Origin of the sequence: Nocardioides marmorisolisilvae, assembly GCF_031656915.1 — a bacterium.
Taxonomy (GTDB): Bacteria; Actinomycetota; Actinomycetes; order Propionibacteriales; family Nocardioidaceae; genus Marmoricola; species Marmoricola terrisoli.
Window position 1 is genome coordinate 1,783,523 of the sequence record NZ_CP134227.1, and the last position, 23,031, is coordinate 1,806,553.

Below are 23,031 nucleotides of genomic sequence, written 5' to 3' on the forward strand. Positions count from 1 at the left end.
CCCGGCATCGGCGACGTCCGCCGCTGTTGCCTCATCAACAGTGTCCGGAGTGCCCGGGTTATGCCCCGGTCATACTCAAGGCCGCGAGGGGGCGTCGCTCAGAGGCCGGTGAAGTCGGGCTCACGGCCCTCGGCGAAGGCGCTCAGCGCCTCCAGGTTGGCCGGTCCGCCCATCAGCGTGGCGAAGGCGGTGTTCTCGCGCTCTCGGGCGTCGACGATCCCGGCGCGCAGGGGCTCGGTCATCGTGTGCTTGACGGCCACGAGGCTGGCGACCGGCTGTCGCGCGATCACCTCGGCGTGCCGGCGTGCGGTCGACAGCAGCTCGTCGGGCGGGCAGACCTTGAACACCAGGCCCGCCGCCAAAGCCTCCTCCGCACTGACCCACTCGCCGGAGAGCAGCATCCACGCGGCGTTCTGTCGACCGATGAGACGCGGCAGCAGGTAGCTGGACGCCGCCTCCGGCGCGACGCCGAGGCTGGCGAACGGGAACCTCAGCCGTGCTGTGGAGGACATCAGCACCAGATCGGCGAAGCCGAGCACGGTCGCGCCGATCCCCAGCCCGATCCCATTGACGGCGCACACGAGCGGCTTGGGGAAGTCGACCAGGGCGTCCAGCAGGCCGGGGAAGCCGTGGCCTCCTCCGGGCGCCGCCGCGTCGGTGGCGAGCCGCCGCATCTCCCTGAGGTCCGTGCCGGCGCTGAACGCACGACCGGACCCGGTGAGGAGGACCACGGCCACCTCCGGGTCGGTCGCCGCATCGGCGAGCGCGGTCGCTGTCGCGTCGTACAGCTCCGCATTGAAGGCGTTGAGCGCCTCAGGCCGGTTCAGGGTGAGCGTGCGCACCCGAGCGCTGTCCGCGACCTCGAGGATCATGCGTCCTTCTCTGCTCCGTCCGCGCCCTTGCGCGCGGCGCGGGCGGCCTTGCCGATGGCCTCTTCCACGATGCCGTTCAGCCGAGCGCCCATCGGCCAGCCGGCGTAGTGACACAGGAAGATCACCACCTCGCGCAACGCGTCGGCGTCCAGCTCGTCGTTGGCCAGCGCCGCCGGCACCTGGATGCCCAGGACGTCGGCCTGGCCGGTGCCGGCGAGGAGACCGATCAGCAGCAGCCGCCGGTCACGGTCGGACAGGCCGGGCCGGTTCCAGATGTCGGCGAACAGGTGGTCGGCGGTGTAGCCGAAGAAGTCGCCGGCACCATCGGACATCTCGAATCCGTAGACCTTCTCCATGGTCTCCAGCCCACGGCGCCGCAGCTCCGGCAGTTCATCGAACGCGCCCATCAATCCTCCTCCGTCGTGCTCGCTGCAAGGCCGAGCCCAGGCCCCAGTCGTGCCAGCGCCAACCTCGCCAGGGGTACGTCGACGCCGAGGTCGTCGGCCAGGTCGGTGGCGAACCGCAGGTCCTTCTCCCCCAGCGCGCGGACGTGCTCGAAGATGCCCAGCCACGGGTCGTGCGCACCGATCGGCTCCGTCGTCGCCCGGTGCATGATCGCGCCGGGTCCGCCGGTGAGCGCGTCGGTATGCCGGACGACCCTGCCGAGCTCAACCAGATCGAGCCCGGAGGCCTCCGCCAGCCGCTGGGCCTCGGTGGCCGCGGTGAACGAGACGAAGTGCAGCAGGTTGCGGGCCAGCTTCATCCGGGTGCCGGCCCCGATCGGGCCGGCGTGCACGACATGGGACCCCATCACCCCCAGCGGCGCCGCACAGGCGCCGTACGCCGCGTCGCTGCCGCCCACCATGATCGCCAGCGTGCCGTCGGCCGCGCCCATGGCTCCGCCGCTGACCGGGGCGTCGACGACCTGGACGCCGTGCCATCGGCAGATGTCCTCCATGGACGCCGGGGTGTCGGGCGCGACGGTCGAGTGGATCGCCACGGTCAGGCCCTCCCGGCCGGTGCCGAGGATCTCACCGACGACGTCGCGGACCTGCTCGTCGTCGCGCACCATCACGCAGACCACGTCGACGTGGCCGGCCAGATCGGCCACGCTCGAGGCCACCGACGCTCCCGCCGCCGCCAGCTCGGTGAGCGGATCCGGTGCGACGTCGTACACCCACAGCGGGTGCTCGGAGCCCGCCAGCCTCAACGCCATCGGCTTGCCGATGTTGCCCAGCCCGATGAATCCGACCGAGGACACGATCTCGCTCACCTGACGCCTCCCCCTCGTGTGCACATGACCAGCAGACTAGAACGTGTTTCAATGTTTGGCACCATGTCCGCTCTCCCCTCTCACCCACCGAGCAGGTACGTCGGCCTGGCACGGGGTGACCTCGCCCGCCTCGTCCCGGAGCTGCTGCTCTGCGGGCATCTGATCGACCGCGCCGGGATGGCGTGGTGCATCGAGGCGTGGGGGCGGGAGGAGATGACCCGGATCGCGATCGAGGAGTGGATGGGCGCCAGTCCTGTCTACACCCAGCGCATGCAGCGCGCGATGGTGTTCGAGGGCGACGACGTGGTCACGATCTTCAAGGGCCTGCAGCTCGACATCGGAGCACCGCCCCAGTTCATGGACTTCCGCTACGCGGTGCACGACCGGTGGCACGGCGAGTTCTGGCTGGACCACTGCGGGGCGCTGATGGACGTCGAGCCGATGGGCCAGGAGTACGTCGTGTCCATGTGCCACGACATCGAGGACCCGACCTTCGACGCGACCGCGGTCGCCACCAACCCCCGGGCGCGGATGCGGCCGATCCATCGCCCCCCGCGCAGTCCGGCCGACCGGAGGCCGCACTGCGCGTGGACCGTGACCATCGACCCGAGCCACTCCGAGATCGCGCCGTCGGCGGCCACCGAGGCGGTGGCCCGCACCCGGGCGGCCACGACCGATCTGCAGGCGGTCGACCCCTCGGACGACGGGGTCCCCGACTACGCCGGCCCGTTGCTGGCCGACCTCGACTTCGCCACCTTCTCCCACGCGGCGCTGGTCCGGCTCGCCGACGAGGTCGCGCTGCAGATGCACCTGCTGAGCATCTCCTTCGTGCTCGCGCTCGGGCGGCGGTGCGGTCCCGATCAGGTGCGCGCCATCGCCACGCGCCAGTTGATCGGCAGCGCCGGGCTGACCGCCTCCCGGCTGCACCGCGCACTGGGCCTCGGGCGTGACGTCAGTGGTGCCGCGCGACTGCTCGCACTGCACCCGGCCCTCAACCCCGCGGCGTACGTCGCGCTCGAGTCCACCGGCGACGGGGTGGTCGTGCACCGCTCACCGGCGCACGAGGACTCCGGCTGGCTGCCGCTGTGCGGCCCGCACGAGATCCGGCCGCTGCAGGCCGTCGTGCGGTCGGTCGCTCCGCACCTCGACGTTGAGGTCACCGGCAGTGCCACCGACTGGACCGCCCGCGTGGTCGAGCGGGACGCCCCGGTCCCCGAGTTCGAAGAGGTCGCGGTGGCCCGGTTGAGCACCGGCGCGGGCTTCGAGCTCACACCGCGCCGGTCGCTGCCGCTGACGCCCCTCTGAGGGACGCGGCCGACAGGGGTCAGGCCGGTCGGTGGTCCCGCAGCACCGTGACCGTCTGTGCGAGCGCCTTCTCGAGCTGGTCGACCAGGCCGACAGCATGGCCCACCCGATCGGCCGAGCCGAGCTCCTGGAGCTCGAGGCTGATCCGCCCGACCCGCATCGCGCCCAGGTTGAGCGCACTTCCCTTGAGCTTGTGCGCGACGAACTCGAAGCGCTTCGCGTCGCCACGCTTGGCCACCTCGCGCAGCTCCTCGACCTGCTCGAAGGCGTCGGCGACGAAGTTGTCGATCGCCCGCTGAACCAGCGGCGTGGCCGCCTCGCCCATGTCGAGGAGATCCTCGAGTCGCTCGATGTCGAGGATCCGATCGTCCTCGGGCAGGTCGGGGGCGGCGGCCGCGGCGGCGACCGCGCGGACCTTGGCCTGGGCGCGTTGTCGGACCGCGGTGGGCGCCCGGTGCGGCACGTGCTCGTGGAGCACGGCGCCGAGCCGGTCCATCACCAGCGGCTTGGTCAGGAAGCCGTCCATCCCGGCGGCGAGGCACCGTTCCCGCTCCCCCTCGGTCGCCGAGGCGGTGACGGCGATGATCGGCACATGGACGCCGGAGCGCTCACCGCCACGGATCATGCGGGTCGCAGCGAACCCGTCGACCATCGGCATCTGCAGATCCATCAGCACCGCGTCGTACCCGCCGCTGAGGGCGCGTGAGGCGCCCACCTCGCCGTTCTCGGCGACGTCCGCGGAGATCCCGAGGGCCTCAAGCATGCCGAGGGCGACCATGCGGTTGACCTCGTTGTCCTCGACAACGAGCACGTGCCCCGTCAACGGGGTGCGCTGGGCGGGGGTGCTGCGCAGCAGGCCGGTGCCGCGACGGCCGGCACCGAACCAGCCGGTGAACCAGAACGTGCTACCGGCCCCGATACCGCTGGTGGCGCCGAGCTCACCATCCAACGCCGCGACGATCTGGCGCGCGATGGCCAGGCCCAGCCCGGTGCCGCCGTGGGTGCGTGTGGTGGAGGCGTCGGCCTGCCGGAACGGCTCGAACACCCGCGACAGCTGGTCGGCGTCCATGCCGATGCCGGTGTCGCTCACCTCGGCGCGCACCAGAACGCGGTCGCCGTGCTCCTCGGCCTCGACGCGGACCTCGACCCTGCCCTCGGACGTGAACTTGACCGCGTTCGAGGCGAGGTTGGCCAACACCTGGCCGAACCGGCTCGGGTCGCCGACGATGCGGTCCGGCACCGACTCGTCGATGTTCACGACGAGCTCGATGCCCTTCTCGGCGGCTGTGGGAGCGAGCAGGTCGAGGGCCCGTTGGACAGTCGCGGGAAGGTGGAACTCCAGGAGCTCCAGCTCCAGCCCGCCGGCCTCGATCTTGGAGAAGTCGAGGATGTCGTTGACCAGGGCGAGCAACGAGCTGCCCGCATCGCCCATGCCGTCGACGAGACGACGTTGGTTGTCGTCGAGCGGCGTCCTCAACAGCAGGTCGGCCAGTCCGATCACGCCGTTCAGGGGAGTGCGGATCTCGTGGCTCATCGTCGCGAGGAACTCCGACTTGGCCCGGGAGGCCTCCATCGCCTGGTCGCGCGCACTCGCGAGCTCCTGGGCGGCCGCCTCCCGCAGCGCGACATGCGCCAGCTGGGAGGAGACCTGGTCGACGAGCGAGCGGAGCATCGCGTGCCGGACGAACGGCGAGCACGCAGTGATGACCAGGACTACCGCCGGAGTGCCGCCCGGACTGACCAGGAATCCGATCGACGGCTCGTCGGGCACCTCGTCCTCGTCGAAGACCGTCGCCCCGGTCAGCAGGGTCTGTGTCGCGATCCGCCGCTCGCGGTCGGTGTGATCGGCCGCGATGCCGCCGACCTCGAGTGGCACCAGGCGGTCGCCGACGATCGAGAACGCCACCGCACGACCCCAGTCGTCGTCGACCAGGAGCAGATCCCGGAGCCGGACCAACGCGTCAGGAAGGGTGCCGGTCTCGTTCGCCGCCGTCGCCATGAACTGCATCATCGTGTTCAGCACCACGGCGTCGCGCAGTTGGAGCTCGGTCTCCTTGGCTTCGTCGATGTCCTGGATGGTCCCCGTCACCCGCAGCGGGTTGCCCTGCTCGTCGCGGGCCTGCACCTGCCCGACGGCACGCACCCAGCGGAAGCTGCCGTCCCGGAGCCGGATCCGACCGTCGACCGTGCGCTCCCCACCGTCGACGAGAGCGGCCTCGTAGATCGCGCGAACGCGCTCCGAGTCGTCCTTCTCGAGCAGGTCGAAGAAGATCTCAGCGTCGGGCTTGACCGAGGCGGGATCGAGGTCGAGGACGTTGTACATCTCGTCGGACCAGGTCACGTCCCCCGCGACCAGGTCGATCTCCCAGCTGCCCAGCCGCGCAAGCGACTGCGCCTCGGCGAGCTGGGACCGGCTGCGGACCAGCTCCCGCACCAGGGTTCGATGCCGGGTGCTCTCCGTCAGCCGGTGGAGGTGGCCGACCAGGACGCCGTCCGGGTCGCGGACGGCGCTGTGACGCACGAGGACGAACACCGAGGTGCCGTCGGGTCGATGGCAGACCTGTTCGGTCTCCGATGCGGTGGCGGCGCCGGAGCGGAACGGCTCCTCCAGGCCATCCATGCCGACACGCTCGAGCAGGTCGTCCAGGCGAGCCTCGGCAAGCTCGTCGGCCGATCGGCCCAGGATCTCCCCGGTCCGGCCGTTGACGTGGAGCGTGCGTCCATCCAGATCGACCAACCACAGGCCATCGCCCGCGGACTCCACGATCTGCCGGTACAGCTCAGCCTCAGCAACCACCTGTCTCCACCCCGGCCGCGCGAGTCACGCCACCCCTCCCGACGCCAACGATAGGGCAGCGGCAATAGGGGCGACCGGGATATCCCGGGCCGGGACGGCGGCGGCCTAGACCAGCAGGTTCATTCCCACTCGATCGTGCCCGGCGGCTTGGAGGTGATGTCGACGGTCACCCGGTTGACCTCCCGGACCTCGTTGGTAATCCGGGTCGAGATCCGCTCGAGGACGTCGTACGGCAGCCGAGCCCAGTCAGCGGTCATCGCGTCCTCGGAGGTCACCGGACGCAGCACCACCGGGTGGCCGTAGGTGCGGCCGTCGCCCTGCACGCCGACGGACCGGACGTCGGCGAGCAGTACCACCGGGAACTGCCAGATGTCACGGTCCAGGCCGGCCCGGGTGAGCTCCTCGCGCGCGATCGCGTCGGCCTCGCGGAGGATGTCGAGCCGCTCGCGAGTCACCTCGCCGATGATCCGGATGGCCAGCCCGGGGCCGGGGAACGGGTGCCGCCAGACGATCTCGGCGGGCAGGCCGAGCTGTTCGCCGACCAGACGGACCTCGTCCTTGAAGAGCGTGCGCAGCGGCTCGACCAGCGCGAACTCGAGGTCGTCGGGCAGGCCGCCCACGTTGTGGTGGGACTTGATGTTGGCGGCACCGCTTTGCCCATCGTGAAGGGCGCCACCTGACTCGACCACGTCCGGGTAGAGGGTGCCCTGCACCAGGAACGCGACCTTGTCGTCGGCGCCCTGGAGCACTTCGGCCTCCGCGGCCTCGAAGACCCGGATGAACTCGCGCCCGATGATCTTCCGCTTCTGCTCCGGGTCGCTCACTCCAGCGAGGGCGTCGAGGAAGCGCTTCTCGGCGTCCACCACATGCAGCCGTACGCCGGTCGAGGCGACGAAGTCGCGCTCCACCTGCTCGGCCTCGCCCTTGCGGAGCAGCCCGTGGTCGACGAAGACACACGTCAGCCGGTCACCGATCGCACGCTGGACGACCGCTGCCGCCACCGCGGAGTCGACGCCGCCGGACAGTCCGCAGATGGCCCGCCCGTCACCGATCTGCGCACGGACCTTGTCGACCTGCTCCTCCACGATGTTCACCATCGTCCAGGTCGGCCGGCACCCGGCGATGTGGAGCAGGAAGTGCTCGAGGACCGCCTGGCCGTGCTCGGTGTGCATCACCTCGGGATGCCACTGGACGCCGGCGAATCCCCGCTCGACCTGCTCGAAGGCGGCCACCGGGGTCGCGCTGGTGCTCGCCAGCACCGAGAACCCCTCCGGCGCGTCGGTCACCGAGTCGCCATGGGACATCCACACCCGCTGCTCGGTCGGCAGGTCCGCGAGGAGCGTGCCGCCGAGGCCGACCTGCAACTCGGTCCGGCCGTACTCCGAGACGCCGTTGCGGGCCACCTCGCCCCCCAGGGCGCGGGCCATCGCCTGGAAGCCGTAGCAGATGCCGAACACCGGCACCCCAGCCTCGAACAGGGCCGGGTCGACGCCGGGCGCGCCCTCGACATACACGCTCGACGGGCCACCCGAGAGGACGATCGCCTTCGGCTCCCTGGCCAACATCTCGGCGACCGGCATCGAGTGGGGCACGATCTCGGAGTACACCTTGGCCTCGCGGACGCGCCGGGCGATGAGCTGGGCGTACTGGGCGCCGAAGTCGACGACGAGGACGAGGTCGTGGTCGGTCACGATCGCTGCCTTCGGGGTTGCGGTGATGAGGGTCTGGAGTCTAGTTGCGCACCCCGGGACGACGCAGCCGGGCCCGGATCGGAGTACGTCCGAAAAAACTTTCGTCACCGCCATAACCCCCGTCCGAAGGCCTCGTTTACGGTGTCGGATCCGGTGCTTTTGCTCCCTCCCAGGCCGGATCACACCAGGTCCGCGGCAAGTGGACTCGCCAGGGCCCGACCCCCTCCCTCCCCGGTCGGGCCCTGGATCCATTTCCGGACCATTTTCCCCTCGGCCCGTGTCGCATCCGGGCATGCGCGCGTCGCGCTCGGGCACGAGGGCTGCATGCGGCTCACCCTCCCGCGGCTGCGGATCCTCGAGCGTCGACCCGGCGTGGCACGCGCCGTGCGTGCAGGCCTGGCAGCCGCGATCGCCTGGCTGATCGTGCGACCGCTCGGAGGCGCCGCGAACCTCTACCCCTACTACGCGCCCTTCGGCGCGGTGATCGCCGTGACGACCACGGTGGCGGGGTCGATTCGCGACTCGCTGCGTGCGGTCGCAGCCGTGATGATCGGCGCGGCCCTCGCCCTCGCGATCCACGCGGTGACCGACAACGATGTGCTCGGGCTGCTCGTGGTGATCGGTGGCGGCTCCCTGATCGCGAACTGGTCGGTTCTGGGCCGCCTGGGGAGCTGGGTGCCGGTCGCCGGATTGTTCGTGCTGATCCCCGGAGGGGCGGACTCCGAGGAGTTCCTGATCGGCTACCTCGGCCTGACCAGCCTGGGCGCCGCGATCGGGATCGTGGTCAACCTGGTCTTCGCCCCGCTGCCCCTGTCCCGCACCGGACTGCGCGTGCGGGAGGTCCGCGACGCCCTGGCCGAGCAGCTCACCGAGCTGGCCGAGGGACTGCGCGGCGACAGGGCCCCGACGCCGGAGGAGTGGCAGGAGGGGCATCGTGCGCTGATCCCACTCTCCCGACGGATGAGTGAGATGGTCGGCGAGGCGTCAGAGGCTCGCCGTGCGAACTGGCGGGCCCGGCACTGGCGAGACACCGCGAACCGGCAGTACGCACTGGCCCGGGCCCTGGAGCAGCTCACCTTCCTCGTGGAGGACGTCTCCACCCTGCTGTCCACCCACGAGGTGAGCGGATCGGAGCACATCGCGCTCGGCCCGCGGCTGCGCCCTCAGGCGGCGGAGCTGCTGGCCGCCGCCGCCGACCTGCTGGCCGGGCTGGACTCCCCGATCGCTCCCCTCGAACCGCTGCGCAGGGTCGACGCTGCGATGGCCGAGCTCGTCGAGGAGATCCGGCGTACTCGCGGGGAGACCGGTGACGACCTCTTCACCGCCGGCGCCCTCGTCATCGCCGTACGCCGTGCCGTCAGCGCCCTGGTCCCCGACGACCACGCCGACGAGCTCCCCTCCCGCCACTGACCCCCCACCCACCCGGTCGAGGCGGCTCGACTTTGCAACCCAGAGACGCCGAGGCGGCGCAGATGTGCGGTCCTGCACGGCCACACCGCCTCGACAGGGCTCAGGAGACCGCGACGATCGGGAGCCGCAATGCCGCAGGGGCGTCGTCCGGAACGACCGGGGAGCGCGGTGCGACCGGCGCCAGCGCCTCGTACGCCGACCCGAGCGACGGGCGCGGGTCGGCCTCACCCTTGTTGGGCCAGTAGGCCATCGCGCGCTCGGCCTGGGCGGTGATGGTCAGCGACGGGTTCACCCCGAGGTTCGCGGAGATCGCCGACCCGTCGGCGATGTGCAGGCCGGGGTAGCCATACACGCGCTGCCACGGGTCGACCACGCCGGTCTCCGCCGAGTCACCGATGGTGCAGCCGCCGATGAAGTGCGCGGTGAGCGGCCGGTTGAACGGCTCGCCGATGTTGCCGCCAGGGGTGCCGCCGAGCAGGGCAGCCATCCGGCGTACCGCCTCGTTGGCCTTCGGAATCCAGGTCGGGTTCGGCTGGCCGTGCCCCTGCTTCGACGACAGCACCCAGCCCAACGGTGTCTTCTTCGGGAACGTGGTGATGGAGTTGTCGACGGTCTGCATCACCAGGGCGATCACGGTCCGCTCCGACCAGTGCTTGAGGTCATAGAGCTCGAGCACCTCCCGACGCTTGGACCACATCTCCTTCAGCCACGCCTTCCAGCGTGGGTCGGGACCGTCGCCGTCGGTGAGCACGGTCTGCATCATCGCCATCGCATTCGAGCCCTTGCCGTAGCGCACCGGCTCGATGTGGGTCACCTCGTCGGGGTGCCACGACGACGTGATCGCCACGCCCTGGCTGTAGTCGACGCTGGTGTCGGGCGCGAGGGCACCGAGGATGGACTCGGAGTTCGTCCGGGTCAGCTCGCCGAGCCGGTCCGACAGGCCGGCCAGGTCTCCTTCGGCCTTGAGCCGGTGCAGCAGCTTCTGCGTGCCCAGGGCCGCGGCCGCGAAGACGACCTGCTCGGCGGTGAAGCTGCGCGTCGCCGTACGTCGGGACGCCTTGGCCTTGGTCCACCGGGCGTCGACCCGGTAGCCACCACCGTCGAGCGGGCGGACCCGGGTGACCGTCGTCAGCGGATGCACCACCGCGCCGTTCTGCTCGGCGAGGTAGAGATAGTTCTTCACCAGCGTGTTCTTCGCGTTGTGCCGGCACCCTGTCATGCACTCACCGCAGTTGAGGCAGGTGTTCCGCTCGGGGCCCTTGCCACCGAAGTACGGGTCCGCGACCCGCTCGCCGTCGGCCTGCCCGGGTCCACCGAAGAACACCCCGACCGGCGTCGGGTGGAAGGTGTCGCCGACGCCCATGTCGTCGGCCACCTTCTTCATCACCTCGTCCGACGGGGTCAGGTGTGGGTAGGTGACCACGCCGAGCATCCGCTTCGCCTGGTCGTAGTACGGCGCCAGCTCGGTCTTCCAGTCGGTGATGTGCGCCCACGACTTGTCCCGGTAGAACGCGTCGAGCGGCTCGTAGAGCGTGTTCGCGTAGACCAGCGATCCGCCACCCACGCCGGCACCGGCCAGGATCATGCAGTCCTTGACCATGTCGATGCGCTGGATGCCGTAGCAGCCGATCGCGGGGTTGAACAGGTAGCGCTTGAGGTCGAACGACGTGGACGCGAAGTCCTCGTCACGGAACCGCGCGCCGGCCTCGAGAACCGCGACCCGGTAGCCCTTCTCGGTGAGCCGCAGGGCGGTGACCGAGCCGCCGAAACCCGAGCCGATGACGATCACGTCGTAGTCGAAATCCGTGCCGGCGTCGGTCGTCGGGTCCATCTCCTCGGCACGATGCTTGCCCGCGCCGCTGTCCGTCGTACTCATGGGCGCCCCATCTTCTTCATCAGCCGCAGCGACAACGTCATCACCTTGGCGTACTGCTCATCGCTCATTCCGAACTGCGGCCCGAACCGAAGCAGCGCCTGGGACGCGACCGACTGGGTCTCGGTGTAGCGCAGGATCCCCTCGCCCCCTTGACGACGGCCCTGCCCCGACTCGCGCATCCCCCCCATCGGCGCGTCGACGCTGGCGAAGGTGGCGCCGAAGGCCTCGTTGATGTTGATGGTCCCGCACCTGATCTGGCGGGCGATCATCCTGGCCCGGGCGGTGTCACGGCTGTAGATCGCGCCGTTCAGGCCGTACTCCCCGTCGTTGGCACGCGCGACCGCATCGGCCTCGTCGTGGAAGCGGTAGAGGCTGATCACCGGGCCGAAGGTCTCGTTGCCGAAGCAGGTCATCTCCGGCGTGACGCCCTCGAGGATCGTCGGCTCGTAGAAGTACGGGCCGAGATCCGGTCGCGCCCGTCCGCCGGCGAGTACCGTCGCACCCTTGGCGACGGCGTCCTCGACGTGGGCGGTGACGGTGTCGAGCTGGTCCTGGCTGATCAGCGAGCCCATGTCCGAACCCCAGCCGATCCCGGCGTCGAGCCGCATCGCCTTGGTCCTCTCGACGAACTTCTCCTTGAACCGGTCGTAGACCTGGTCGGCCACGAACATCCGCTCGGTCGAGACGCACAACTGGCCGGCGTTCGAGAAGCAGGCGCGTACGGCGCCCTCGGCCGCGCGCTCGAGGTCGGCGTCGCGCAGGATGAGGATCGGGTTCTTCCCGCCGAGCTCGAGCGACGCGCCGATCAGGCGCTCTGCGCACTGCCGCGCGATGTGCTTGCCGGTCGCGGTCGAGCCGGTGAAGCAGATGTAGTCGGCACGCTGGATCATCGGCGTGCCCAGCTCGCGGCCGGGGCCGGCCACGACGTTCCAGAGGTCGCGAGGGAAGCCGGCCTCCTCGAGGAGCTGCGCGCCGAGCAGCGCGCTGAGCATCGTCTGCGCGTCCGGCTTGGCCACCACCGCGTTGCCCGCGAGCAGCGCCGGGATGCCGTCGCATAGCGCCATCGTGAACGGGTAGTTCCACGGCGAGATGATCCCGACCACGCCCTTGGGCACGTGGTTGACCTCGGCGCGGGTGAGCACCGGGATGACACCGATCCGGCGCTCGGTGTCGAGGTGGCGGTGCGCCGTACGCGCGTAGTAGCGCGCGGTCAGCGCGATGTGCAGCGGCTCGTCGAACGCGTGCTTGCGGGCCTTGCCCGACTCCCAGCAGATCAGGTCGATGATCTCGTCCTGCCGGTCGAGCACGATGTCGTGCAGCCGGAGCAGCATCGCGGCCCGGTCATCGATGCTCACCCGCTGCCAGGCCTGCTGCGCCCGTCGGGCCCGCTCGAACGCCTCGGCCACGTCGGCCTCGCTGGACTGCGGAATGATCGCCAGCGGCTGCCCGGTCGCGGGCGCGTACGCCGTGACGGTCTCGCCGGTGCTGCTCACAACGCGATCGGTCAGGGCCTTGACGTAGCCCGGCTCGAACGCGTACGACGCCTTCGGGTCGTGCTCGGGGTCGAAGGGCAGCTCACCGGCGGAGGCCGGTCCGGGTCCGGACGTTGGCTGGGTCATGTCGCGGAGAATACGCGCCGGTAACCACTTGACACAATGCCCGATCTTGTAAAGCGGACGCCCGCCGAGTGGTCACAGATTGCCCGCGAGCGGTCCCAGATTGCCCGCGAGTGGTCACGGATGGCTCAGTTGTCCCGGTCCGACCACTCCAGCAACGGCGCGAGGTCGAAGACGTGCGCGTCGATGTCGCGGTGCAGGTCGCCGATCTCGGCGTACCGCCTCGGCACGGTCGCGATCGTGAAGTCATCGGGCTCACAGTCATCGACCTCCTCCCACCGCACCGGCGTGCTGACCGTGGCGCGGGCGTTCCCCCGCACGGAGTACGCCGCCGCGATGGTGTGATCGCGGGTGTTCTGGTTCCAGTCGACGAACAGCTGAGCGGGGTCCCGGTCCTTGCGGAACCAGGCGGTGGTCACCTCGGACGTACGGCGAGCCACCTCGTCGGCGAACGCCTTCGCGGCCCGGCGTACGTCGGCGAAGCCGTGCTCCGCCGGGATCCGGACGTAGACATGGAGCCCGTTCCCGCCGCTGGTCTTCGGGTAGCCGAGCGCCCCCAGCTCGTCGAGGATCTCGTGGACCACGTGGGCGACGCGCTGCACCGTGTCCCAGCGACACTCCGGCCCCGGGTCGAGGTCGATGCGCCACTCGTCGGGCGTCTCCACATCGGCCCGACGGCTGTTCCACGGATGGAACTCGACCGTCGACATCTGCACGGCCCAGACAACCTGGGCGAGCTCGGTGACGCAGAGCTCGTCGGCCGTCCGCTTCCAGCGGGGGAAGAAGACCTCGACCGTCTCCATCCACGCGGGCGCACCCTTCGGCAGCCGCTTCTGGTGGACCTTCTCGCCCGTGACGCCGGTCGGGAAGCGGTGCAGCATGCAGGGCCGCTCGAACAGGGCGTTGACGATCCCATCGCCGACCGACAGGTAGTAGTGGACCAGGTCGAGCTTGGTCGCGCCGAGCTCGGGGAAGTAGACGCGCTCAGGGTTGGTCACACGGACGACCTTGTCGTCCACCTCGATCTCGACTGCGTCGCTCACGGTGCCGACAGTAGCCACCACCGCGGCCTTCGGTGGATGGCACTCAGATCGCGAGGCCGTGGTCGACGAGGGCGCCGCGAAGGCCGTCGATGTGGGCGGAGTGGTGCCACTGGGTCGCGCAGAGCCCGGCGGCACGGGCGCCTGCAACGTTGTCCGCGCTGTCGTCGATGAACAGCAGCTCCTCCGGCTGTACGGCGAGGTCCGTGGCGATGTGGTCGAAGAACGCGGTGTCGGGCTTGGCCACGCCCAACGCGGACGAGAAGTAGCAGCGGTCGACCAGCGCCGCGTAGACCGGGCGCATGTTCGCCTCGCGAAGGGTGTCCTGATTGGTCGCGAGGACACACATGGTCCCGGCACGGCGGACCCGGGCAAGCAGATCCCGAGCCGCCGGCACCGGCGGGAAGCGGCTCCACACGGCCAGGATCTCGTCGCGATGCGCGCCCAGCCCGTGCCGTGCGATGACGGCGTCGACGTGCTCAGCCATGTCGATGCGTCCAGTCAGCACATCTCGGCCGTCGCTGCCGAACGTGTCCGCGACGAGCGCCGATCTCGTCTTCTCGGGAAGGAACGCCCAGAGGCTGTCGAACGGCGGCAGCACCTGCAGGACACCGTCGGCGTCCCACAGGACGGCCCGGATCATGGGACTACTCGGTGCCGTGCCGGGCGATGAAGTCGAGGATCTGGTCGCTCAGCTCCGGCCGGCACACGACGAGGTCAGGGAGGCTGACCTCGTCCTGGTTGTAGGCCAGCGGCGAGCCGTCGACCCGGCTGGTGAACAGCCCGGCGGCGCGGGCGACGGCCACCGGAGCGGCGGAGTCCCATTCGTACTGGCCACCGGCGTGCACGTAGGCGTCGCTGACGTCGCGGACCACCGAGATCACCTTCGCGCCGGCGGAGCCCATCGGCACCAGCTCGCCCCCGATCTCCTCGGCGAGGGCCTCGACGAAGGCGGGCGGGCGCGTACGGGACACGACGAGCCGGGGCCGGTCGGAGGTGCGCGGCGGTACGACGGGCGGGTTGCCGGTGTCGAACGTCATCCCCAGGCCGGGCTGGGCCACCGCACCCGCGACCAGGTCACCGACACCGGGGCCTGATGCTGCCCACAGTGCGACGTGGACGGCCCAGTCCTCGCGCGGCGGCTCGGAGAACTCGCGGGTGCCGTCGAGCGGGTCGATGATCCACACCCGCTCCGTCGTACGGCGGTCGTGGCGCGAACTGGTGCCCCGGTGCTCCTCCTCCGAGAGGATCGCATCGTCAGGACGGTGCTCGGCGATCAGCCGCATCAACAGCTCGTGCGCGGCGAGGTCGCCGGCGTCCTTGAGTGCCCTGCCCTCCAGGCCCTGGCTGCGGACCTCGGTGAGCAGGTTGCCGGCCGCAGTCGCGGCCCAGGCGGCGAACTGGTGGTCGTCGGCGTGAGCGGGCGGTGTTCCGGGATCGAAGTCAGTCACGCGCCCACCCTAGGGGCGTCGAGTCGGCTCCGGTCCACATGCCCTCCCACGGCCCGGCACGTCGCTGCAAAGTTGCGCCGCCTCGACGGCTCTCGGCTGCAAGGTTGCGCCGCCTCGACGACGGACGGGCGAGCGGGCGGACGGACGGACGGACGGTCAGCGGTTGAAACGCTGCTGAGTCTCCGCGAGGCCCTTGTCGACCAGGCACTCCACGGCGTCGGCGGCATCGCCGATCTGGAAGGGGAGCTCCTTGCGCTCGGCCGCCGAGTAGGGGGACAGCACGAAGTCGGCGGGGTCCTGACGTCCGGGCGGTCGGCCGATGCCGGCACGGACCCGGAAGAAGTCGCCGGTGCCGAGCGACGAGCGCATCGAACGGAGCCCGTTGTGCCCGTTGTCCCCGCCGCCGAACTTGACCCGCAGCGTGCCGAACGCGATGTCCAGCTCGTCGTGGATCGCGACCACGCGCTCGGGAAGCACGTGGAAGAACTTCGCGACCGACGAGACCGGGCCGCCGACCTCGTTCATGTAGCTGCGCGGCCGGACCAGCACCACCTTGGGGCCACCGAGCATCAGCCGCCCCTCGACCACGTCGGCCCGGACGGACTTGTGTCGTCGGAAGCTGGAGCCCATCCGAGCGGCCAGCTCGTCGGCCACCAGGTAGCCGATGTTGTGCCGGGTGCCGGCGTACGTCGGACCGGGGTTGCCCAGCCCTACGACCAGCCAGGTGTCGTCGGCCACGCCGCGATCACCCCTCCGGTCACTCGGAGTCGGAGGACTCCTCTGCCGGAGCCCCCTCGGCAGCCTCGGCGGGAGCCTCCGCCGTGGCCTCCTCGTGCTCGATGCCTGCCTCGGCCTCGGCTTCCTCCAGCTCGGCCTCCACCTCGGCAGCCGTCGGCGCGTGCGTGATGTTCACGATCAGCGTCTCGGCGTCGGTGAGCAGCGTCGAGCCGCTCGGCAGGTCGAGCTCGCCGGCGGTGATCTGGGTGCCGACCTCGGCGTCCTCGATCGAGACCTCGATGGACTCGGGGATGTGGGTCGCCTCTGCCTCGAGAGTGATCGTGTTGGCCTCGGTCACCACCAGGGCGTCGGACTTCGCCTCGCCCACGACGTGGATGCGCACGTCCACAGTGACCTTCTCGCCCTTCTTCACCGAGACGAAGTCGACGTGCTCGATGAAGCCCTTGATCGGGTCGGCCTGGACCTGCTTGGTCAGCGCGAGCTGGACCTTGCCCTCGACCTCGATGTTGAGCACCGCGTTGGACCCGCCGTGCTTGAGCGCCATCATCGTGTCGTGGCCGGGCAGGGTGACGTGGATCGGGTCGCTGCCGTGACCGTAGATGACGGCGGGGATCTTGTCGGCTCGGCGGATGCGGCGCGCGGCACCCTTGCCGAACTCGGTGCGGGACTCGGCCTTGATCAGGTCCTCGGACATGCAGACTCCTCGATGTGCGTTGAACAGGTTCGCGGGGTGCTCGGTCAGAGACGACGCATGCACCGCGCGACGGGCAGCACGGTGCATGGATTTCCTGCGTACCGGCCGCGTCGATCACGGAGCATGCCCACGTGGGGCGTCCCTCGCCGAGGCAACCAGGGAATCCTACCGAATCCCTTGTGGGATCGGCGAATCGGTCGTCGTAGGCTCCGGGGATGTCGCTCACGCTGCACGAGGCACGAGCCCGCGCCACCGCGATCGCGGTGCGCTCGTACGACGTCCGCCTGGACCTGACCCGGCCAGACGCGTTCACCTCCGAGACCCGGGCGTGGTTCACCGTCGCGGGCGGCGCGGAGGAGGGACTGTTCATCGACCTTGCCGGGGCCAGCACGCTCGCCGCCACCCTCAACGGCGCCGAGCTGCCCACCGACACCACGTACGACGGCCATCGCCTGCTGCTCCCCCGCCTCGGTCCCGAGAACGAGCTCGTGCTGCGGGCCGAGCTGCCCTACGTGACCACCGGCGATGGCATGCACGCGTTCACCGACCCCGCCGACGGCCAGCGCTATGTCTCGGCGTACTGCGGGATGGACCTGGCCAGCCACGTCTTCGCCTGCTTCGACCAACCCGACCTCAAGGCCCCGATCACCCTCGAGGTCGAGGCACCTGAGGAGTGGACGGTGCTGGCCAACGGCGTCGGCGCCCGCGAGCGTGGCCACTGGCGGTTCACGACCACCCCACCGATCTCGACGTACCTGTTCGTGGTCTGCGCCGGACCGTGGACCTCGGTCACGTTCGAGCACGCCGGCCTCGGGTTCGGCTGGCACACGCGCGCGTCGAAGCGGGCCGAGCTCGAGCGGGACGTCGAGGAGCTGCGCGCGATCACCACCCGCTGCTTCGACTACTACACGAGCATCTTCGACGAGCCCTATCCGTTCGACTCCTACGACCAGGTCCTGGTCCCCGAGCTCAACTGGGGCGCGATGGAGACGCCGGGGTGCATCACCTTCCGCGACGAGCTCCTCGCCCCGGACGAGCCGACGGCCGAGGAGCGGCTGCTGCGCGCCGAGGTGATCGCCCACGAGATGGCGCACATGTGGTTCGGCGACCTGACCACGATGCGCTGGTGGGAGGACAGCTGGCTCAACGAGTCCTTCGCCGACTACATGGGCTACGAGGTCGCCGGCCGCGCCGCCGGCTTCACCGGCGCGTGGGTGGGCTGTGCGTTGATCCGCAAGCCCACGGCGTACGTCGCCGACGCCCGCCGCTCCACCCACCCCATCGCCGAGGACACCGAGGCGATGACCGACGTGGACACCGCGTTCGGCAACTTCGACATGATCACCTACGCCAAGGGGAACGCGGTCCTCCGCCAGCTGGTCACCTGGCTCGGCGAGGACGACTTCCTGGCCGGGGTGAACGCCCACCTCACCCGGCACGCCTTCGGCAACGCCACCCTCGCCGACTTCCTCGACTCCCTCGCGGGCGATCGACCCCCCAACCCGACCGGCCGACCCCTGAGCCCGACCGACCGACCCCCGAACCCGACCGGCCGACCCCTGAGCCCGACCGACCGACCCCCGAACCCGACCGACCGACCCCTGAGCTTGTCGAAGGGCCGCGACGTCCGTGGATGGGCCGCGCAGTGGCTGCGCACCACCGGGTTCGACACGATCCGGGTCGAGCGCGATGGCGACGTACCCGTGCTGCACCGAGCGGGCAGCCGCGCGCACAGGTTCCACGTCGCGGCGTACGACGAGTCCGGCACGCTGGTCGACCAGCGGCTGGTCGACCTCGCCGACGATCCGCTGAGGCTGGAGGGCTGGAGCGAGCTGGCCGTCGTGCCCAACAGCCAGGACGAGACCTACGCACGGGTGCTCCTCGACGACAACTCGTGGAGCACGGTGGCGCGAACTCTGTCCCGGGTGGCCGATCCGCTTACCCGGGCCGTGCTGTGGGCCAACGCTCTGGACCGGGTGCGCCACGGCGAGCTCCGCGTCACGGCCCTGCTCGATCTCGTGGGCGCCCACCTGGTTGTGGAGACCGACCCGGTGATCGTCGAGGGTGTGCTGGCCCCGGTCACCGGCCGGCTGCTGGCCCAGTGGACCGCACCGGAGGCGCTCGACGACGTGGAGCGGAGGGTGGCCGCGACCGCGCGTGCGCTGGTCGCAGGCGCTCCTGATCTGCAGCTGCCTGCGCTGCGGGCGCTCGCCCGCACGAGTCTCGAGCCGGCAGAGCTGCGAGGCTGGCTCGACGACGGCCGGACCGACATCGGTCGGCCCGTTGAGCGCGACCTCCGCTGGCTCGCCCACTGGCGGCTGGCCGAGCTCGGTGAGGCCGACGAGCACGACATCGAGGCGGAGGTGACTCGAGACCCCTCGGCCGTCGCGGTGCTCGGTGCTGTCCGCGCTCGAGCGGCACAGCCGACCTCGGAGGCGAAGAGGCGGGCCTGGGCTGCGATGCACTCGTCGTCCTGCTCGAACCGCGACTATGTCGCGCTCAGCGAGGGGTTCTGGTCACGTCGACAGGTCGCGCTCACCGCGCCCTGGCTCGACCGGTACCTGGACGAGTCCCCCGCCCTGGCCGGCCGCCGCGGACAGGCGTTCTCCCAGGTCATCGGCGCCCAGCTCCCCACGCTCGCACGCCCGGTGGAGCAGGTGCAGGGCTTCCGGGAGCGGCTCGCGGCAACCGTCGACGGCGAGGTTCCCACCGTGCTGCGACGGAGCTGGAACGACCGCCTCGATGACGTCGACGTCGCTCTGCGGGTGCGGACCGCGGGCCTCGGCTGACTCGCCGGAGCCCGGCGGTGCACTCACGGTCCGACTGTGTCTCCCGGCCCTCCGGCAGCCGGCGGGAGCGCTGCATCCGCCATGGGTCGTAGGGTGGCGACAGCGGATATCGACCTCGAGAGATGCCTCACGCCGCCTCACGCTTCACCCCGCCTGGAGGAGAACGTCTGATGGATGGTGCTGAGCTGGCCGCCGAGCTTGCCGAACTCGCCGAGCGGATGTACCGCGCTCCCGACCCCGAGCAGACCGCCGAGCAGGTGGTCGCCTATGCCCGCGAGCAGCTAGGGGCCGATCATGCGGGGATCACCCTGATCGGGCGCGGCGGCCGGCTCGAGACCGTCGCCCCGACCGAACCGATCGTCGAGCAGGCAGACATGCTGCAGAACGAGCTGGCAGAGGGCCCCTGCTACGACAGCGCATGGCACGGCTCAACGCTGGTCTCTCAGGACCTGGCCGCCGAGCGACGCTGGCCGACGTGGACGCCGAAGGCGCTGGCCCTCGGGATCAGCAGCGTCCTCGGCGTCGAGCTGCTCGACCAGTCCGGAGAGCACCGTCTGGGCGCGATGAACGTCTACTGGGCGACCGACCGGCTGATCACCGCCGACGAGGTTGCCGTCGCGCACCTGATCTCCCGGCATGCGGCCCTCGCGTTGGATGGATCACTCAAGGTCAAGGGCCTCAACGTCGCGCTCGACGGCCGCAAGCGGATCGGCCAGGCCCAAGGGATCCTGATGGAGCGGCATGGCCTCGACGAGGACCAGGCGTTCGCGGTGCTGCGCCGCTACTCCCAGAACCACAACATCAAGCTGCGCGCCCTCGCGGAGACGCTGGTGGTCACCCGCAAGCTTCCCGCATACGGCCCCGCCGAGAAGGACCCGGGCCCGGACGCGGGCGGTACGCCGACAACGAGCTGACCGGCCGGGGATCCGTCCGCCTGACTCAGGCGTGCCCGTCGAACATCGAGGTGACCGAGCCGTCCTCGAAGACCTCCTTGATCGCGCGCGAGATCAGCGGCGCGATCGACAGGCAGGTGAGCTTGTCGAACTCGTGCTCGGGGGCGAGCGGCAACGTGTTGGTGACCACGACCTCGGCAGCCGGGCAGTTCTTCAGCCGGTCGACCGCAGGGTCGGAGAGGATCGCGTGGGTCGCCGCGATGACCACACCCGCGGCGCCGTCGTTCATCAGCGCCTCGGCGGCCTTGACGATGGTGCCACCGGTGTCGATCATGTCGTCGACAAGCACGCACATGCGACCGGCGACCTCACCGACGACGCGATTGGCGATGCTCTCGTTGGGACGGTCGACGTTGCGAGTCTTGTGGATGAACGCCAGGGGCGCGCCGCCGAGCCGACTGGACCACTGCTCGGCCACCTTGATCCGACCGGCGTCCGGGGAGACCACCGCCAGCGGCTGGTCGCCGTACTTCTCCTTGACATAGGTCGACAGGATCGGCAGCGCCATCAGGTGGTCGACGGGGCCGTCGAAGAAGCCCTGGATCTGCGCGGTGTGCAGGTCGACACAGATCAGCCGGTCGGCGCCGGCGGTCTTGAAGAGGTCGGCCATCAGCCGTGCGGAGATCGGCTCGCGGCCGCGGTGCTTCTTGTCCTGGCGGGCGTAGCCGTAGAACGGCATCACCACCGTGATCCGCTTCGCCGAGGCGCGCTTGAGCGCGTCGACCATGATCAGGTGCTCCATGATCCATTCGTTGACCGGAGCGGTGTGGCTCTGGATGACGAAGGCGTCGCAGCCGCGCACCGACTCCTGGTAGCGCACGTAGATCTCGGAGTTCGCGAACTCGTAGGCCGAGGTCGGCACCAGGCCGGTGCCGAGCTGCTCGGCCACCTCTTCGGCGAGCTCGGGGTGAGCCCGTCCGCTGAACACCATCAGGTTCTTCTCGGTGGTCTTCTTCAGTCCACTCACGGCCGGATGCGCTCCTTCGGTGGCCGCTCGCCCGGGCGACCTCGCTCGCCCCTAGTGTCACCCACCGACCGGCTCGTCCCCAACACCGGGGCCTACCTCACCAGCATCCGAGACGGCATCCGTCCCGGCGGCCTCGGCGGCCGCCGCCTGCTCGGTGCCGGCCCGCTTGCGCTGGGCCCAGGCGTCGTAGTGACGCTGCGGTCCGCTCGAGACCGCGAGCGCCCCGGGCGGCACGTCCTTGCGGATCACGCTGCCGGCCCCGGTCGCCGCACCATCACCGATCGTGACCGGGGCGACGAAGGTGTTGTTGCTGGCGGTCTTCGCGTGCCGGCCGACCACGGTGCGGTGCTTGGCGACGCCGTCGTAGTTGGCAAAGATCGTGCCGGCGCCGATGTTGGCGCCCTCGCCGATCTCGGCGTCGCCGACGTACGACAGGTGCGGCACCTTGGCGCCGTCGCCGATCTGGGCGTTCTTCGTCTCCACGAACGCGCCGATCTTGCCCTTCGCCCCGAGGTCCGTCCCCGGGCGGAGGAAGGAGAACGGTCCCACGCTCGCGCCCGCGCCGATCACCGCCAGCTCGCCGTGGGTCCGCACCACCTTCGCGCCCACGCCGATCTCGCAGTCCTTCAGCGTGCAGTCGGGTCCGACGACCGCGTCCTCAGCGACCACGGTGGTCCCGAGCAGCTGTACGCCGGGCAGGACGGTGACGTCGGCCGCCAGCGTGACGTCCACGTCGATCCAGGTGGTGGCGGGGTCGATGATCGTGACGCCCTCGGCCATCCAGTGCCGGAGGATCCGTGAGTTCTTCTCTCGCGCGAGCGCCGCGAGCTGGGCCCGGTCGTTGGCCCCCTCGGTCTGCAGCACGTCATCGAGGGGGAACGCCCCTACCGTCCGGCCGGCGGCCCGCGCCAGCGCGACGGTGTCGGTGAGGTAGTACTCACCCTTGGCGTTGTCGTTGCCGATCCGCGGCAGCGCCGAGTCGAGGAACTCCGCGTCGAAGGCGAGGATGCCGCTGTTGATCTCGCTGACCGCGGCCTGCTCGTCGGTGGCGTCCTTCTGCTCGACGATCGCGGTCACGCTGCCCTGCTCGTCGCGGATCACCCTGCCGTAGCCGAAGGGATCCTCGACCACTCCGGACAGGATGCTGACCGCGCCGCCAGTGCTGACGTGGGCGTTGACGAACTGGCGCAGGCTGTCGCCCTCGAGCAGAGGCGTGTCGCCGTACGCGACCAGCACCGTGCCGTGACGATCCTCCGGCGACAGTGACTCCCAGGCGATGCGTACGGCGTGGCCGGTGCCGGACTGCTCCTCCTGAACGGCCAGCACGGCGTTGGGCAGCTGCTCCTGGATGTGTGGCGCGACCTGCTCACGCTGGTGGCCCACCACCGCGACGACCGTGGCCGGCTCGAGCGCCGAGACAGCGGCGAGCACGTGACCGACCATGCTGCGGCCCGCGATCGGGTGCAGCACCTTCGCGGTCTTCGACTTCATCCGGGTGCCGCCACCGGCGGCGAGGACGATCACCGTGATGTCGTTGAGCACACCGCCACCCTACGTGC

18 protein-coding genes are annotated in these 23,031 nt (G+C 70.4%); 4 read left to right on the forward strand and 14 right to left on the reverse strand.

Features of this window, described 5'->3' with window-relative positions:
- Positions 1-98: 98 nt before the first annotated feature.
- Genes Q9R13_RS08470 through Q9R13_RS08480 form a run of 3 tightly spaced genes read right to left on the reverse strand, consistent with a single transcriptional unit; the run spans position 99 to position 2,145 of the window.
- On the reverse strand, positions 99-872 hold the full coding sequence (locus tag Q9R13_RS08470; RefSeq protein ID WP_310964663.1) for an enoyl-CoA hydratase/isomerase family protein: 774 nt from the start codon (positions 870-872) through the stop codon (positions 99-101).
- On the reverse strand, positions 869-1,279 hold the full coding sequence (locus Q9R13_RS08475; protein ID WP_310964664.1) for a carboxymuconolactone decarboxylase family protein: 411 nt from the start codon (positions 1,277-1,279) through the stop codon (positions 869-871). The genes Q9R13_RS08470 and Q9R13_RS08475 overlap by 4 nt, the downstream gene beginning before the upstream one ends.
- Positions 1,279-2,145: an NAD(P)-dependent oxidoreductase gene (locus Q9R13_RS08480; RefSeq protein WP_310964665.1), complete on the reverse strand. Its 867-nt coding sequence runs from the start codon at positions 2,143-2,145 to the stop codon at positions 1,279-1,281. Before Q9R13_RS08480 ends, Q9R13_RS08475 begins: the two co-directional genes overlap by 1 nt.
- A 63-nt stretch (positions 2,146-2,208) precedes the next feature.
- On the opposite strand from Q9R13_RS08480, the gene Q9R13_RS08485 reads away from it, so the two are divergent.
- Entirely contained in the window at positions 2,209-3,450 is a 1,242-nt protein-coding gene (locus tag Q9R13_RS08485; RefSeq protein ID WP_310964666.1) for a hypothetical protein, read from the forward strand.
- A gap of 19 nt (positions 3,451-3,469) precedes the next feature.
- Here Q9R13_RS08485 and Q9R13_RS08490 read toward each other — a convergent pair whose 3' ends face one another.
- Together Q9R13_RS08490 and guaA are read right to left on the reverse strand one after the other, a co-directional pair.
- Complete coding sequence (locus Q9R13_RS08490; RefSeq protein WP_310964667.1) at positions 3,470-6,247, reverse strand: ATP-binding protein; 2,778 nt, start codon at positions 6,245-6,247, stop codon at positions 3,470-3,472.
- 119 nt (positions 6,248-6,366) lie between these two features.
- Positions 6,367-7,941, reverse strand: a complete 1,575-nt coding sequence (gene guaA / locus Q9R13_RS08495; protein WP_310965060.1) for a glutamine-hydrolyzing GMP synthase — start codon at positions 7,939-7,941, stop codon at positions 6,367-6,369.
- A gap of 321 nt (positions 7,942-8,262) precedes the next feature.
- Here guaA and Q9R13_RS08500 point away from each other — a divergent pair, with 321 nt between their 5' ends.
- Positions 8,263-9,348, forward strand: a complete 1,086-nt coding sequence (locus tag Q9R13_RS08500) for an FUSC family protein (RefSeq protein ID WP_310964668.1) — start codon at positions 8,263-8,265, stop codon at positions 9,346-9,348.
- Between the two features lie 100 nt (positions 9,349-9,448).
- Here Q9R13_RS08500 and Q9R13_RS08505 read toward each other — a convergent pair whose 3' ends face one another.
- The 7 genes from Q9R13_RS08505 to Q9R13_RS08535 all read right to left on the reverse strand — a co-directional run bounded on the left by Q9R13_RS08505 (position 9,449) and on the right by Q9R13_RS08535 (position 16,763).
- The gene (locus Q9R13_RS08505) at positions 9,449-11,179 is read right to left on the reverse strand and encodes a GMC family oxidoreductase (protein WP_310965061.1); all 1,731 of its coding nucleotides are present in this window, start codon (positions 11,177-11,179) and stop codon (positions 9,449-9,451) included.
- 41 nt (positions 11,180-11,220) lie between these two features.
- Positions 11,221-12,843 carry a succinic semialdehyde dehydrogenase gene (locus Q9R13_RS08510; protein WP_310964669.1) on the reverse strand — a complete coding sequence of 541 codons (1,623 nt, stop codon included), beginning with the start codon at positions 12,841-12,843 and terminating at the stop codon, positions 11,221-11,223.
- A 125-nt stretch (positions 12,844-12,968) separates the two neighbouring features.
- Positions 12,969-13,883 (reverse strand): non-homologous end-joining DNA ligase, encoded by a 915-nt coding sequence (gene ligD / locus Q9R13_RS08515; RefSeq protein WP_310964670.1) that lies wholly within the window; start codon positions 13,881-13,883, stop codon positions 12,969-12,971.
- 43 nt (positions 13,884-13,926) lie between these two features.
- Positions 13,927-14,523 (reverse strand): HAD-IA family hydrolase, encoded by a 597-nt coding sequence (locus Q9R13_RS08520; protein ID WP_310964671.1) that lies wholly within the window; start codon positions 14,521-14,523, stop codon positions 13,927-13,929.
- A 4-nt stretch (positions 14,524-14,527) separates the two neighbouring features.
- Positions 14,528-15,331 carry an inositol monophosphatase family protein gene (locus Q9R13_RS08525; protein WP_310964672.1) on the reverse strand — a complete coding sequence of 268 codons (804 nt, stop codon included), beginning with the start codon at positions 15,329-15,331 and terminating at the stop codon, positions 14,528-14,530.
- A 156-nt stretch (positions 15,332-15,487) separates the two neighbouring features.
- Complete coding sequence (gene pth, locus Q9R13_RS08530) at positions 15,488-16,069, reverse strand: aminoacyl-tRNA hydrolase (protein ID WP_310964673.1); 582 nt, start codon at positions 16,067-16,069, stop codon at positions 15,488-15,490.
- A gap of 19 nt (positions 16,070-16,088) precedes the next feature.
- Entirely contained in the window at positions 16,089-16,763 is a 675-nt protein-coding gene (locus Q9R13_RS08535; RefSeq protein WP_310964674.1) for a 50S ribosomal protein L25/general stress protein Ctc, read from the reverse strand.
- 215 nt (positions 16,764-16,978) lie between these two features.
- On the opposite strand from Q9R13_RS08535, the gene Q9R13_RS08540 reads away from it, so the two are divergent.
- Positions 16,979-19,552 carry a M1 family aminopeptidase gene (locus Q9R13_RS08540; protein WP_310964675.1) on the forward strand — a complete coding sequence of 858 codons (2,574 nt, stop codon included), beginning with the start codon at positions 16,979-16,981 and terminating at the stop codon, positions 19,550-19,552.
- Positions 19,553-19,722: 170 nt separating this feature from the next.
- Positions 19,723-20,466, forward strand: coding sequence for a GAF and ANTAR domain-containing protein (locus Q9R13_RS08545; RefSeq protein WP_310964676.1), 744 nt, complete (start codon positions 19,723-19,725; stop codon positions 20,464-20,466).
- Positions 20,467-20,491: 25 nt separating this feature from the next.
- Here Q9R13_RS08545 and Q9R13_RS08550 read toward each other — a convergent pair whose 3' ends face one another.
- Both Q9R13_RS08550 and glmU read right to left on the reverse strand, forming a co-directional pair.
- The gene (locus Q9R13_RS08550; RefSeq protein WP_310964677.1) at positions 20,492-21,472 is read right to left on the reverse strand and encodes a ribose-phosphate diphosphokinase; all 981 of its coding nucleotides are present in this window, start codon (positions 21,470-21,472) and stop codon (positions 20,492-20,494) included.
- Between the two features lie 57 nt (positions 21,473-21,529).
- Complete coding sequence (gene glmU / locus Q9R13_RS08555; protein ID WP_310964678.1) at positions 21,530-23,014, reverse strand: bifunctional UDP-N-acetylglucosamine diphosphorylase/glucosamine-1-phosphate N-acetyltransferase GlmU; 1,485 nt, start codon at positions 23,012-23,014, stop codon at positions 21,530-21,532.
- Between the last annotated feature and the right edge of the window lie 17 nt (positions 23,015-23,031).